This is a genomic window from Enterobacter genomosp. O (assembly GCF_001022965.1).
GTDB lineage: Bacteria > Pseudomonadota > Gammaproteobacteria > Enterobacterales > Enterobacteriaceae > Enterobacter > Enterobacter cloacae_L.
On sequence record NZ_LECZ01000024.1, the window covers coordinates 436,932 to 450,966 of the forward strand.

The 14,035-nt window shown below is 51.8% G+C and carries 14 protein-coding genes; 8 read left to right on the top strand and 6 right to left on the bottom strand.

Features of this window, described 5'->3' with window-relative positions:
* Window positions 1-17: 17 nt before the first annotated feature.
* The 3 genes from ABR39_RS09565 to ABR39_RS09575 form a co-directional block, all read right to left on the bottom strand.
* Window positions 18-398, bottom strand: coding sequence for a DUF1641 domain-containing protein (locus ABR39_RS09565; protein WP_047346740.1), 381 nt, complete (start codon window positions 396-398; stop codon window positions 18-20).
* Window positions 398-1,594 (bottom strand): NAD(P)/FAD-dependent oxidoreductase, encoded by a 1,197-nt coding sequence (locus tag ABR39_RS09570; protein WP_047346741.1) that lies wholly within the window; start codon window positions 1,592-1,594, stop codon window positions 398-400. The genes ABR39_RS09565 and ABR39_RS09570 overlap by 1 nt, the downstream gene beginning before the upstream one ends.
* A 204-nt stretch (window positions 1,595-1,798) precedes the next feature.
* A complete protein-coding gene (locus ABR39_RS09575; RefSeq protein WP_346417664.1) occupies window positions 1,799-2,161 on the bottom strand; it encodes a YcgJ family protein in 363 nt (120 codons plus the stop codon).
* 480 nt (window positions 2,162-2,641) lie between these two features.
* On the opposite strand from ABR39_RS09575, the gene ABR39_RS09580 reads away from it, so the two are divergent.
* The 5 genes from ABR39_RS09580 to ABR39_RS26195 all read left to right on the top strand — a co-directional run bounded on the left by ABR39_RS09580 (window position 2,642) and on the right by ABR39_RS26195 (window position 7,124).
* A complete protein-coding gene (locus ABR39_RS09580) occupies window positions 2,642-3,739 on the top strand; it encodes an ATPase (protein WP_047346742.1) in 1,098 nt (365 codons plus the stop codon).
* A 9-nt stretch (window positions 3,740-3,748) separates the two neighbouring features.
* A complete protein-coding gene (locus ABR39_RS09585) occupies window positions 3,749-4,309 on the top strand; it encodes a MarR family transcriptional regulator (protein WP_047346743.1) in 561 nt (186 codons plus the stop codon).
* 192 nt (window positions 4,310-4,501) lie between these two features.
* A complete protein-coding gene (locus ABR39_RS09590) occupies window positions 4,502-5,368 on the top strand; it encodes a multiubiquitin domain-containing protein (RefSeq protein ID WP_047346744.1) in 867 nt (288 codons plus the stop codon).
* A gap of 2 nt (window positions 5,369-5,370) precedes the next feature.
* Window positions 5,371-6,768, top strand: coding sequence for a ThiF family adenylyltransferase (locus ABR39_RS09595; RefSeq protein ID WP_047346745.1), 1,398 nt, complete (start codon window positions 5,371-5,373; stop codon window positions 6,766-6,768).
* Complete coding sequence (locus tag ABR39_RS26195; protein WP_072059230.1) at window positions 6,768-7,124, top strand: DUF6527 family protein; 357 nt, start codon at window positions 6,768-6,770, stop codon at window positions 7,122-7,124. The genes ABR39_RS09595 and ABR39_RS26195 overlap by 1 nt, the downstream gene beginning before the upstream one ends.
* 458 nt (window positions 7,125-7,582) lie before the next feature.
* Here the strand turns inward: ABR39_RS26195 and guaA are convergent, their stop codons facing one another.
* On the bottom strand, window positions 7,583-9,160 hold the full coding sequence (guaA, locus tag ABR39_RS09600; RefSeq protein WP_006811514.1) for a glutamine-hydrolyzing GMP synthase: 1,578 nt from the start codon (window positions 9,158-9,160) through the stop codon (window positions 7,583-7,585).
* Between the two features lie 191 nt (window positions 9,161-9,351).
* Window positions 9,352-10,818, bottom strand: a complete 1,467-nt coding sequence (guaB, locus tag ABR39_RS09605) for an IMP dehydrogenase (RefSeq protein ID WP_010433923.1) — start codon at window positions 10,816-10,818, stop codon at window positions 9,352-9,354.
* Window positions 10,819-10,977: 159 nt separating this feature from the next.
* On the opposite strand from guaB, the gene xseA reads away from it, so the two are divergent.
* The 3 genes from xseA (at window position 10,978) to ABR39_RS09620 (ending at window position 13,794) form a co-directional block, all read left to right on the top strand.
* Window positions 10,978-12,351: an exodeoxyribonuclease VII large subunit gene (gene xseA / locus ABR39_RS09610; RefSeq protein WP_047346746.1), complete on the top strand. Its 1,374-nt coding sequence runs from the start codon at window positions 10,978-10,980 to the stop codon at window positions 12,349-12,351.
* Window positions 12,352-12,423: 72 nt separating this feature from the next.
* A complete protein-coding gene (locus tag ABR39_RS09615) occupies window positions 12,424-13,443 on the top strand; it encodes a M4 family metallopeptidase (RefSeq protein WP_047346747.1) in 1,020 nt (339 codons plus the stop codon).
* On the top strand, window positions 13,444-13,794 hold the full coding sequence (locus tag ABR39_RS09620; protein ID WP_025757698.1) for a protealysin inhibitor emfourin: 351 nt from the start codon (window positions 13,444-13,446) through the stop codon (window positions 13,792-13,794). It begins immediately after the preceding gene.
* Here ABR39_RS09620 and ABR39_RS09625 read toward each other — a convergent pair.
* A complete protein-coding gene (locus ABR39_RS09625; protein ID WP_025912814.1) occupies window positions 13,791-14,012 on the bottom strand; it encodes a zinc ribbon domain-containing protein in 222 nt (73 codons plus the stop codon). The two genes, ABR39_RS09620 and ABR39_RS09625, sit on opposite strands and share 4 nt — an antisense overlap.
* Window positions 14,013-14,035: the final 23 nt, after the last annotated feature.

A 14,035-nucleotide genomic window follows, 5' to 3' on the forward strand; every position in this document is an offset into this window, starting at 1 on the left:
AGAGCATCAGCCAGACATTAACGACTCCTTATCTCGGGGCAATCAGAATAACTGACGGAAGAAAGGGAATTCAGACGTTGCCCCGTAATCTGTAACACCCGCAGTAAAAGCATGATGCCGCGGCGGGTATCAGGATCGTTGAGCGCGGCGAACACCTGCCGAAGCGAGATATCTCCTTCCCGGTTAATTTGCTCTCCCCACGCCATGCGTAGCGCGGTTCCACCCTCCCAGCCGACGGTCACAACGTCTTCAAAAACACCGGCCATTTTTTCGACCATCGCGTTATCGGTCATTTCCAGCAGGTCTGCTACCACGGCGAGCAGATCAACCAGATTATTCAGGCGATTGCCCGCCATCAGCGGGGCAAGGCTTTTTAGTAACTTTTCCTGGTCACTCATCAGAACATCCCCCTCACAACGCCCCAATACAGTCCGCGGTTAAAGCCGTTTCGCAGCATGCCGCCGAGTTTTGTTGCCGGCATAGGCGTGACATCATTGCGATAGTCATACACCAGCGGCATGCCCGCCCAGAGCCCCATCTGCGCGACGGCCTGAACTCGTCCATCATAATGGTTACCGCTTCCGGGCGGTCTGCCGTACAGCTCCGCCACAATGTTATCGGCAACGATCGGCGCCTGATTGTGGCACGATCCCCCGGCTTTACTGATAGGGAGATCAACGGTATCGCCTATCACATACACCCCTTCTAAGCCGTAGACGCCCAGCGTTTGGTGATCCGTCGGCAGCCAGCCTTCACCGTTATGAACTTCACTGAGGCCCGTATTACGCACCGCTTCTACTGCCCTGACGGGAGGCGTTGCCATCAGGATGTCGAAGTTCTGTGAATCGCCCTCGGCGGAATAAGCAATTTTGCTGTCAGGATCGACATGGCTTAAGGTAAAGCCGCGCTGATGCTGTATTCCTTTGGCAGCAAAAATATCGCCCAGCGCCTCCCCAACCGGACGCTGCAGGAACAGACAGTTTCGCAGCAGCTGCGCTACGGTCGGATAAGTGTAAACAATCTCAACCTGATTACGTACGCCGCGCTGACGCAGATAGCCGTCAACCATGAGCGTGGTTTCAATGGGGGCGATGCCGCACTGATGGGGAACATTCGGTGTTTCCGGGAAAGAGACGGTAATAAATATTCGCCCCTTTTGAATGGTGGCGAGCTTATGCGCTAATTGTCTTGCCGCCGCATATTGATAAAAATGGTCGCCCGCTTCGGCAAGGCCTGGTATTTTTTGGGGGAAAGGCGTGCAGCCGGTTGCGATAACCAGCAGGTCCCAATCGTAATATTGCTTACTGGCACCGTACAGTCGACGCTGTTTAAAATCGAAAGATTCAATCTTATCGGTAATAAATCGAATTTCCGGACTCAGCAACTGCCGTTCAGGCCGAGCCAGTTCATGGTGGTGGAAGAGGTTAAACGCGACATACATAAACGCCGGTTTGTAGTAATGCACCGGCGATTCGGAGATCAGCATCAACTCCACCTGACCGGCAGCAATTTCACGCCGTAATTTTCTGGCCAGCAGGTTGGCGACAATCGTCCCTCCCGTGCCGCCGCCGACAATAATTATGCGGTTTTTCATTCCTTTATTCGCTCATGGTAGTGAATGGGAATTCACGTAACCAGACCGCTTCACTGTTACGCTCAGCTAAAGGGTAGTAATGGAGTAATATTCCGCAATACAACTTTTAACGAGAAATTTAATTTTGACAACCACGTCATTATTTATAATATATACTGCAAAATATAATTTATATTTCTATAACGTCGTCTCTTTTCATCACCATTATTCGCCAAAGAGCAGCTTTGTGAACTTTTTAGATAGAGCCCCGGAGCGCTGTCCGTTCGCGCCATAATAGCGATCTTCACGGCACAGTCGTTCCTTCACATCGCAGAAAATACCGTTGGCAAAGGTGAATTCGGTCAGATCGACATTGCTCGACGTGAACACCTCGTTTGCAGCAGCCTTCTGACCGAGATATGTCTCTGTCAACTCGCGGGATAATCCCTTGTCATTGGCACATACATATCGGTCGCAGAGCACGCCCGATACTGGCGACTTGAGCCTGGCGGGGGATTTGGCCTGGACGGACATGGAGGACACGGCCAGCAGCGCGGCCACAGAGCATGCGAGTATTGCCTTGTTCAAGATGATAATCTCCGTTGGTTAATGAGTGCCAGCTTTGCAACGGGCGCGGTGGAACCATTCATAAGGGGTGTAATATCCTGGATGGTTCTGAGTTTCAGCAGGAAACGCCCCGTTTAGCTTTTGGTTGACCTAACAGTTGTCGCAAGTTCGGCTCGGAGGCAATTGTAAGGGCCCTATCCAGGTGAGTCATGCGATTTTAGAGAGCCGAACGACTATGCTCTACACGGAGTGGGCTTGTAGGGCGGGTTAGGTCCGGTATGAGCGAGGGGCTGAAGTTTATAGTTTTATGGCACATACAGATTTTACGTACATAACCGTCTATTAGTTAACAGTGAGCAGGTCAGGACGCATCAAAAAACTAATGTTTTAAGAGGGGAGTAATGGTGTATGATATTTCGTTTTTTCTTAGGAGTGTGAACCTAACTAGATGATTAGAAGCATAAATCATCACGACTCACTTTCAATTTAATTGAACCAACTATGCTTACAAGTATTATAAATCTAATATTAAAAAAACCTGGTTTAAAAGCAAATGAACTGGCACGTGAACTGGGTATGGCCCGAAAAGAGCTTAACCAGATTTTGCATAAAAAACCGGATGTTTTTCATAAAAATGAGAGCTTTGAATGGTCAATTAGGGGAAGTGCCGTTTGCAAACTTTCACTCAAATCTCAGAAAAAATGGATTACTCAGAATGATTTTGAAGTTGCTTTAAAGGAACAAGGCTCCCCTCTTGAGTGCAACATCGACCAAGTCATCATTGAAATTGTTGGAGAGCAACGATTGTTGCTCTGTGCTGTAGCCAGGCTACTGGCTTTGTCTAATCAATTGGCTGACGCTGGTAAAATCGTCACACTCGATTTTACGAATAATAAATCAACAGTCTCATACTTGAATCGGGCCTGTTTTTTTGCCCGCTTAGCACCTGAAATTATTGTCCTACCTCAAAGACCCGCAGTTGAAGATTCTGAAGTCTATAAAGCTAAAAGTATTTCATTGGTTGAGCTTCTTGAGTTAGGGACTGACGAGAATGTGCCGTCCCGAATACGTGATAGTTTTATAAGCGTTTTCGGACATAACGAAGCGACTAAGCTCTTCACAGTCGTTGCGGAAATGGTGGGTAACGTAGAAGATCATTCCGAAACACCTATACCAGGTTTCGCTGGGCTTCAGTGTTACTCTCCTGGTAACAGGCAATCTGTAGTAGTTGTGGTTTCAGATAGTGGAAAAGGGATCTGTGCAACTCTACGCCCTGCTCTGGCTGAGCATTTTCCTAAAATTGCCGCTATGTTCCCTTCAGGAGCCACTGCCTCGGATCCAAAACTTATCCTTTATGCAATGAAACACGGAGGCTTAAGCAGAACAGGTAAGGGACGGGGCGCAGGCCTTCATACCAGTCGTGAGAAAGCCGAGTTGCTTAAAGCAAAAGTGACAATAAGGCAGGAAAACTTTTCAGTTAATCTGAGTTATTCGAACGGGGCACTTGAGAAAAAACACTGGGACCTCAATTTGCCAAAATTGGCAGGAACTCATGTTGTGTTCGAGTTCTCTTTGACATCGCCAAAAATTTCTGATTAAACTCGTGCTATGAAACAGAAAAATTATATCCTTAACTTGATAAAATATGCTGGTGAACCTAATCCTTACGGTACAACTAAAGGGAGGAAGGCCCATGCTAACCTAGTTGATGACATTGCAAAACTTATCGGTGCCTCGGAGGTAGGCATTTCGCTTGCTAACATCCAGAGCGCAGACGTTTCTTTCTTCCGTGAATCTGTGATTTATTCAGTAAAACGCTATAGCCGCGAAATTGCTTTTTACATCTGCGATGTCAGCGATGAAGATTTGATTTCTAATCTTCATGGTGCTGCTCTTTCTGGAGAACAGCCACTGACATGCTGGAAGGGAGAGCAGTGCCGGTTCTTGGGACCTGAGACTTCAGCTTCAAATAAAACGCTTCTTGATTTCATAGTAAAAAAACATAAAACCACTACTGCTGAGGCCGCGGCAGGTCTTGACATTAGTGTCCAGAATGCAAGCACACGGCTTAAGCGTCTCGCGGAAGAAGGCTTCCTTTTACGCTCGGAAGAGTCAGCCGAGAGCGGTGGTAAAGAATTTATCTATAAAATTATCGGTATTTCTGCTTAAAGGGCTTCCATTAAGCAGAAAAAGGATCTATTGTATCGTCAATGGATCCTTTTTTTTGACATCTGGTTAAACAGGATTCATTAAACAGAATACATGGCGGGTCTGATGATTAAGGAGACAGTTCATCTATCGGGGCTTCTTCGAGAATCATTATTAAGCAACACATAACTATGCTGAAAACAAGAGGTTAGCATGAGTCATTCAACCGGTTTATCTGAGCATGCGTACTCCATCCTGATTGGTGACGCTGAATTAAACTTTCGTAGCATCACGATCCCGGATCCTATCGTAACGGGACGACAGATTCTGGAAGCCGCGAATGTCCGCCCGACTGATGAGCACATTGCCGTGGCATGGCTTTCAGATGGGGCACTAGAAACCCTACGTGAAGATGAACGTTTTGATCTTCGGGAAAAAGGGGCTGAAAAGGTGATTCTGTTCAAAGCTGCAGACCTTTACCGTTTTATCTTGGATGGACGTGATTTTGTGTGGGGTGCCACGACCATTTCAGGATCTGTTCTTAAGAAACTGGCAGGTGTCGAAGCCACGACTCACGATGTTTATCAAGAGATGCGTAAAAGCGAAGACATGTTGATACGTGATGAAGATATGGTCGATATATCTCGCCCTGGCCTGGAACGCTTCTTTACTGCGATTGCGCAAACAACCGAAGGGCTTTCATCTTTCCTTCCCCGTCGAGACGCTGCATATCTTGAAAGTCGAAATATTATTTTTGAAGAGTGTTCAGAATCGGGTCAGTCCGGTGTGATATTGAAAGGAGTCCAGTTACCAGTGGGAAAGTTTACTTCAGATGTTGTTGATGTTTTGATTATGCTTCCTGCAGGCTATCCTGACTGCCCACCAGACATGTTCTACTGCACGCCTTGGTTAAAACTCTTGGCTAACGCGACTGACCCACGTGCTGCAAATGTAACTCATGCGTTTGCGGGCCAGGATTGGCAACGCTGGTCACGGCATAACAATGAATGGCGTCCCGGTGTAGATGGTTTGCACACCATGGTGAAACGCATTGAGCTGGCACTGGCCGAGGCGGGATAATTATGGACATGATTTTGTTGGAAGCTCATAAGGATGAACTTAATTCTATTCTGCAAACTGACGGAGATCGTGAAAACTCAGCGTATATACTCTTCGGCAAAGTTTGTATTCAAAATGACCCGTGGTCAGGCAAGGCGCGCCAGCGCCTTGTTTCCCACAAAATAATTCCGGTCCCAGAAGAGGAAAAGATATCGTCTTCTGATGTTCATGTAACTTGGTCTACCCGTACATTTGTCAAGCTTCTTAAATTAGCTGAAAGAGAAGATCTTATCTTAGGGATCGTGCACACTCATCCAGGTAGTTACGCATTTTTCTCTGAACAGGACACCCGTAACGAAAAAGATTTGCTTAAAATCTTATCGAATCGTTCAGGCGATGGTCATACTTTTGTGAGTGTAGTTTTAGGTGGAGACGGCTCTTTCTGCTCACGGTTATGGACCACACCAAGCCACGAGGAGATATTTGAAGCAATTATCGTTTCGGGTCGATCGTTAACTTTTCATGGTAATAAAGAATCAGCTGATGCTGAAATGTTTGACAGGCAAGCCCGTTTATTTGGCCCACTGTTTAACTCTACGGTGAAAGGGTTACGAGTTGGTATTATTGGCTGTGGTGGTACGGGAAGTCCTACGGCAATGTTGCTGGCAAGACTTGGCGTTGGGAAATTGCTCCTTATAGACGATGATGTAATCGAATTGTCGAATTTAAACCGAGTCCATGGTGCCAGAAGAGACGATGCATTGAACCGAGTACCAAAAGTCGAGGTTATTGCCCGGGAAATTTCGAATGCTGATTTGGGAACAAATGTTGCTATTTTCAAAGGTTGGGTTGGAGACACTAAAGTAAGAGATGCTTTAAAATCTTGTGACGTGATTTTTGGCTGCACTGATGATCATGATGGCCGATTATTTCTGAACAGATTAGCTTATTTTTATGGCATCGCTGTTCTTGATATGGGAGTTCGTATCATACCTGCCAGCAAAAACCGCACCTATGAGATGGCAGGCCGAGTTACGTTGGTCGCACCTGGGGCTCCCTGTTTGCTATGCCGTAGGTTAATCAATCCCGTCACTGCCAGAGACGAAGCTTTGAAGCGCTCAAATCCAGAAGAATATGAACGTCGAAAAGCAGAGGCATACGTTCTAGGAGGCGGAGACCCAGCTCCTGTTGTTATAACCTTTACTACCGAAACTGCTTGCATGGCGGTCAATGAGCTTCTCCAAGGGTTAACCGCATTCCAAGGAGAAAATGGTATGAAAGCAGGACGTATACGTCGCTTCGATATTTCAGAAGATAGAGCAAACACCTGTTTACCGGTTTCAGGATGCCAATTATGTGCCAGTCAAGAAAATTGGGGAAGAGCAGATATCATTCCATTTTTGGATAGGGTAGGTAGTTGATGGGGCGTTTTTTCGCAAAATTTTTAAGCTGGGCCAAGTTTATAAATTTCGATCTACTTATTAGAAGATCAGAAACATTTCCTTTAAATAAAAACTTGAGGAGTGACGACCTTATTTTTGTCGTTGATGGAAATATTGAGAAATGGGCCTGCTTAAAATGCCCCGGCAACTGTGGAGAAATGATATCCCTTTCTCTTAATCAAACAAGACGTCCTAGGTGGAACGTAACATATGATTATTTAAACCGACCAACAGTTAAACCTTCAATACATCAAAAAAATGACTGTGGATGTCACTTTTGGATAATAAAAGGAAAAATTGAATGGTGCAAGGGAGGACGACCTAAAAAAAATTAATTGAAGTTTCATTTTTAATTCATTGTTTGCCTTTTCATTGTAAAATGCCATCAACTTGCCGTGCCGCTCCAGATAGCCGCGCTATAGCTGCTCAGGATCCATAACACTGAAGGCATATACAGCTTGAACACGCGCAGTTCAATCATCATTACAACCAGATTCTACTCGCGACCCATTATATCCGAACCATATGTGGGGCTCTGTAAAGTCACATCGGACGAAGATTGTCCGCTTTTGGCACTCGCCTGACAACGCGAGAGCGAGAAGATTTAGGTTTAAATTGGCGCGTCATGGTATCAGGTGTAATACATAGTTTTACCGATAAATCCCCCCTATCAAAATACCACGTTCAAACCACGCATGGTGTTGCCAGCCGCCATGGACAAAAAAAAGCCCGCAATCTGCGGGCTTAGAGATAATTTAGAACCTGTTAGTACCAGACGTTTCCGGTTGGGAAATCATTCCCACTCAATCGTAGCCGGTGGCTTACCGCTGATGTCATACACCACGCGGGAAATACCGTTAACTTCGTTGATGATGCGGTTAGACACGCGGCCTAAGAAGTCATACGGCAGGTGCGCCCAGTGCGCGGTCATGAAGTCGATGGTTTCCACCGCACGCAGGGAAACAACCCAGTCGTACTTGCGGCCATCTCCCATTACGCCAACGGAGCGAACCGGCAGGAACACGGTGAACGCCTGGCTCACTTTGTTGTACAGGTCAGCTTTGTGCAGCTCTTCGATGAAGATAGCATCCGCGCGACGCAGCAGGTCGCAGTACTCTTTCTTCACTTCGCCCAGCACGCGCACGCCCAGACCCGGACCCGGGAACGGGTGACGGTAGAGCATGTCGTACGGCAGACCCAGTTCCAGACCGATCTTACGCACTTCGTCTTTGAACAGCTCGCGCAGCGGTTCAACCAGGCCCATCTTCATCTCTTTCGGCAGGCCGCCCACGTTGTGGTGAGATTTGATGACGTGTGCTTTACCGGTGGCGGAGGCCGCAGATTCGATCACGTCCGGGTAGATGGTACCCTGAGCCAGCCACTTCACGTCTTCCAGCTTCAGCGCTTCTTCGTCGAACACTTCCACAAACACGCGGCCGATGATCTTACGCTTCGCTTCCGGATCGTTCTCGCCTTTCAGCGCGTCCAGGAAGCGCTGCTCGCCTTCCACGTGAACGATGTTCAGACCGAAGTGGTCGCCAAACATGTCCATGACCTGCTGGGCTTCATTCAGACGCAGCAGACCGTTGTCCACGAAGACGCAGGTCAGGTTTTTACCGATGGCGCGGTGCAGCAGCATCGCGGTTACGGAGGAGTCCACGCCGCCGGAGAGGCCGAGGATCACTTTGTCATCGCCAACCTGCTGGCGGATACGCTCAACGGCGTCGTCGATGATTTTAGCCGGGGTCCACAGGGCTTCACACTGGCAGATGTCGCGCACGAAGCGCTCCAGCATGCGCATCCCCTGACGGGTGTGGGTCACTTCCGGGTGGAACTGCACGCCGTAGAAGCGTTTTTCTTCGTTCGCCATAATCGCGAACGGGCAGCTTTCGGTGCTGGCAACGGTCACGAAGTCAGACGGGATGGCGGTGACTTTGTCGCCGTGGCTCATCCACACGTCCAGCAGCGGTTTGCCGTCTGCGGTCAGGGAGTCTTCGATACCGCGCACCAGCGCGCTGTCGGTGACGACTTCTACCTGCGCATAGCCAAACTCGCGCTCGTTAGAGCCTTCTACGTGGCCGCCCAACTGCATTGCCATGGTCTGCATACCGTAGCAGACGCCGAATACCGGCACGCCAGCTTCGAACACGTACTGCGGCGCGCGCGGGCTGTTCTCTTCGGTAGTGCTTTCCGGGCCGCCGGACAGGATGATGCCGCTTGGATTGAATTCGCGAATCTGTGCTTCCGTGACATCCCATGCCCACAGCTCACAGTAAACGCCCAGTTCACGTACGCGACGCGCCACCAGCTGAGTGTACTGCGAACCGAAGTCCAGGATGAGAATGCGATGTTTATGAATGTTTTCCGTCATTGACGCTAATTCCGAGGCAAGAGAAACAAAAACAGAGCGCCCGATTTACTCGTCGTCTTTCAGGCTGCAGGTGCGTTGGCTGCGTCCATTCGCCCCGGTCACATAGTTAACTATGCTCCCGGGGCAAATGGACTTGCCGCCTTCCTGCAACCCGAAATCCATAGAGTAACTGGATCGGGCGCGGAAACTTATCAGGAGCCCAGACGGTAGTTCGGGGACTCTTTGGTGATCGTCACGTCGTGAACGTGGCTCTCCTGGATACCCGCACCGCTGATGCGTACGAATTCCGCTTTGGTACGCAGCAGGTCAATGGTACCACAGCCGGTCAGGCCCATACAGGAGCGCAGGCCGCCCATCTGCTGGTGAATGATCTCTTTCAGGCGGCCTTTATACGCTACGCGACCTTCGATACCTTCCGGCACCAGTTTGTCAGCGGCGTTATCGGTCTGGAAGTAACGGTCAGAGGAACCTTTGGACATCGCGCCCAGGGAGCCCATACCGCGGTAAGATTTGTAAGAACGGCCCTGGAAGAGTTCGATTTCACCCGGGGATTCTTCGGTACCGGCCAGCATAGAGCCCACCATCACGGCAGCTGCGCCCGCGGCGATCGCTTTGGCGATGTCGCCAGAGAAGCGGATACCGCCGTCAGCGATGACCGGAATACCGGTACCTTCCAGCGCTTCTACCGCGTCAGACACGGCAGTGATCTGCGGAACGCCCACGCCGGTGACGATACGGGTAGTACAGATAGAGCCAGGACCGATACCTACTTTCACCGCGCTGCAGCCGGCGTCAGCCAGCGCGCGAGCGCCTGCGCCAGTGGCCACGTTACCGCCGATGATCTGCAGGTCAGGGTATTTCGCACGGGTGTCGCGAATACGCTGCAGAACGCCTTCGGAGTGGCCGTGAGAGGAGTCAATCAGCAGGACGTCAACGCCCGCAGCAACCAGCGCGTCAACGCGCTCTTCGTTACCGGCACCGGCGCCAACCGCAGCACCGACGCGCAGACGGCCATGCTCGTCTTTACAGGCGTTAGGTTTACGTTCTGCTTTCTGGAAGTCTTTAACGGTGATCATGCCGCGCAGGTGGAAGCTGCTGTCGACAACCAGCGCTTTTTCAACGCGTTTTTCGTGCATTTTTGCCAGCACCACGTCGCGGGTTTCGCCTTCGCGAACGGTAACCAGACGCTCTTTTGGCGTCATGTAGACGCTGACAGGCTGGTTCAGGTCAGTCACGAAACGCACGTCACGGCCGGTGATGATGCCGACCAGCTCGTTCTCTTCGGTCACAACCGGGTAACCGGCGAAGCCGTTACGTTCGGTCAGGGCTTTCACTTCGTGCAGCGTGGTGGTTGGCAGAACGGTCTGTGGATCAGACACGATGCCGGATTCATGTTTCTTCACGCGGCGAACTTCTTCCGCCTGTCGTTCGATAGACATGTTTTTGTGGATAAAGCCAATGCCGCCTTCCTGTGCCAGGGCGATAGCCAGGCGCGCTTCAGTCACGGTGTCCATTGCCGCGGAGAGCATAGGAATGTTCAGGCGAATGGTTTTCGTCAACTGCGTGCTGAGATCGGCAGTATTCGGCAGAACGGTGGAATGAGCGGGAACGAGGAGGACGTCGTCAAACGTCAGTGCTTCTTTAGCGATACGTAGCATGGGCAATATCTCTGACCTGGGTGGTTAAATATTGCCGTGGCATTATACAGAGCGTAACCGATTGCATCTACACTTTTTTGAAAAAAATGCTTGCGATTGCCTCTCAGCAGGTTACTATCGACTGAATAACTTGCTGATTTAGAATTTGATCCCGCTCACATGTTATCCTCTCAATCCCCCTCAATTTATACCGTCAGCCGCCTGAATCAGACGGTGCGTTTGCTGCTTGAGCAGGAAATGGGGCAGGTCTGGATCAGCGGTGAAATCTCAAACTTCACGCAGCCGTCCTCCGGCCACTGGTACTTTACGCTAAAAGACGATACCGCCCAGGTGCGCTGCGCGATGTTCCGCAACAGCAACCGGCGCGTCACGTTTCGTCCTCAGCACGGCCAGCAGGTTCTGGTGCGCGCCAATATCACCCTGTACGAGCCGCGCGGTGATTATCAAATTATCGTCGAGAGCATGCAGCCCGCGGGCGAAGGCCTGCTGCAGCAGAAGTATGAGCAGTTAAAAGCCAGGCTCTCTGCCGAGGGGCTGTTCGACCAGCAGTTCAAAAAGCCCCTGCCCTCACCGGCCCACTGCGTGGGGGTCATCACCTCAAAAACCGGTGCGGCACTGCACGATATTTTGCACGTGCTCAAGCGTCGCGACCCCTCCCTGCCCGTCATTATCTACCCGACCGCCGTACAGGGCGACGATGCGCCGGGCCAGATTGTGCGCGCCATTGAGCTGGCGAACGCCCGTCAGGAGTGCGACGTATTAATCGTTGGGCGCGGCGGCGGCTCGCTGGAAGACCTGTGGAGCTTTAACGACGAGCGCGTGGCGCGGGCGATATTCGCAAGTCTTATCCCCGTGGTGAGTGCCGTCGGGCATGAGACAGACGTAACTATTGCCGATTTTGTCGCGGATTTACGCGCGCCGACGCCATCCGCGGCGGCGGAAGTGGTGAGCCGCAACCAGCTGGAGCTTTTGCGACAGATTCAGAACGGGCAGCAGCGCCTGGAGATGGCGATGGACTACTTCCTTGCCAGCCGTACCCGCCGCTTTACCCAGATCCATCACCGTCTTCAGCAGCAGCACCCGCAGCTGCGTCTGGCGCGTCAGCAGACCGTGCTGGAGCGCCTGCGCCAGCGCATGAACTTCGCGCTGGATAGCCAGCTTAAGCGCGCGGTCTCGCGCCAGCAGCGCGTGACGCAGCGCCTTAACCAGCAGAACCCGCAGCCGAAAATTTATCGCGCGCAAACGCGGATTCAGCAGCTGGAGTATCGTCTGTCGGAGACTATCCGGGCGCGTCTGAGCACCACCCGCGAACGTTTCGGCAATGCGGTGACCCATCTTGAAGCGGTCAGCCCCCTCTCCACGCTGGCGCGCGGCTACAGCGTGACGACGGCGACGGACGGCAAAGTGCTCAAGCAGACCAAACAGGTGAACGCCGGCGATGTGCTGACAACCCGCCTGTCGGACGGCTGGGTAGAAAGCGAAGTGAAATCAATTAAACCGGCGAAAAAGCCGCGTCAGCGAAAAACCGGATAATTCTTCGCCGGTTAGAAACTATACTGCTGCTATTCCCTTTTATTCGGCCTTGCCAGAACTAAGGAGAGCAGCATGTCCCATCTTTACAGCGTAATTCCCCCTTATATTCTTCGTCGCATTATCGAAAGCGGTTCAGAACCGCAGCAGCGCTGTGCCCGCCAGACCTTAACCCATGTCCAGACGTTAATGGCCCACATGCCCGGCAAACCCGCCGCGCCGCACGTGAGCAAGGCCGGGCAGCTGGAGCGTGATATCTACGATGCGAAGCAGACCCAGGAGCTACCGGGTACGCAGGTGCGTTATGAAGGCCAGCCGTCGAACGGCGATGTGGCGGTGGATGAAGCCTACGATTATCTGGGTATCACCCATGATTTCTTCTGGAAAGCGTATCGGCGCGATTCGCTCGACAATAAGGGCCTGATTCTGACCGGCACCGTGCATTATGGCCGGGAATATCAGAACGCCTTCTGGAACGGTCAGCAGATGGTCTTTGGCGACGGGGACGGGGAAATCTTTAACCGCTTTACCATCGCCATTGACGTCGTGGGGCACGAGCTGAGCCACGGCGTTACCGAGACCGAAGCCGGGCTAATCTACTTTGAACAGTCGGGCGCGCTGAACGAGTCGCTGTCTGACGTGTTTGGCTCGCTGGTCAAACAGTACCATCTGAAGCAAACAGCCGATAAAGCAGACTGGCTCATTGGCGAAGGGCTGCTGGCGAAAGGGATCAACGGCAAAGGGCTGCGTTCGATGTCTGAGCCGGGCACCGCCTATGACGATCCGCTGCTCGGTAAAGACCCGCAGCCCGCGCACATGAAAGATTTCATTAAAACGCGCGAGGATAACGGCGGCGTGCACCTGAACTCCGGCATCCCCAACCGGGCGTTTTATCTGGCTGCGACGGCGATCGGCGGCTACGCCTGGGAAAAAGCGGGTTATGCCTGGTACGACACGGTTTGCGATCGCAATCTGGCGCAGGATGCGGATTTTGAGGCCTTCGCAAAACTGACGATAGCGCACGGAGAGAAACGCTCCGGCAGCGGCGTTGGGGAGGCCATAAAACAAGCCTGGGAACAGGTGGGAGTGCTGTAAATGCAGGTTCCGGAACTGACGGATGACGCCGTGGTTGAGCTGGCCCGGGAAGGCGGCGTCGCTTTTATTCCTAAGCTGAGCGGCCAGCGCACCATCGCGCTGTCCTCGCTCAATGAGGCCCAGCGCCAGCGTCTGGTGAGCATCCTTGAACAGGCCTTTCCGCGCGGCCAGCCGCCGGGACAGGCCTCGTCACCCGGCAGCGGTGACCAGCGCTATTTCCGCATCCAGATTATCTGGACCGGGCAAAATCAGGCGCACTACACCGATATCATCGTGCTGGTACCGGAGCAGGAAGCGCCCGAGTCGCTGGTCGAGCTGTGGAAGAAGGGCGAAGGCTGCGTGTGTGATTAACCTTCGGCCCGAACAAACTCCACGCGTTTTTTAGAGATAAGACCGTGGCCGTTCTGGCAGAAATAGTCCACCGCCCCGCAGGCTTTTAATACCTGGAGTGGCTGATGACACTCCGGGCAGCGGGCTTCGAGCGCAATATCCTTATTACAGCTTTCGCAGTGCGCTACCCCATTCTGAGGCTCAAGCGGTGCCTGGCAATCCGGGCAGGTAATCGTCATGGTGACTCCTTCAAAGCGTTGAG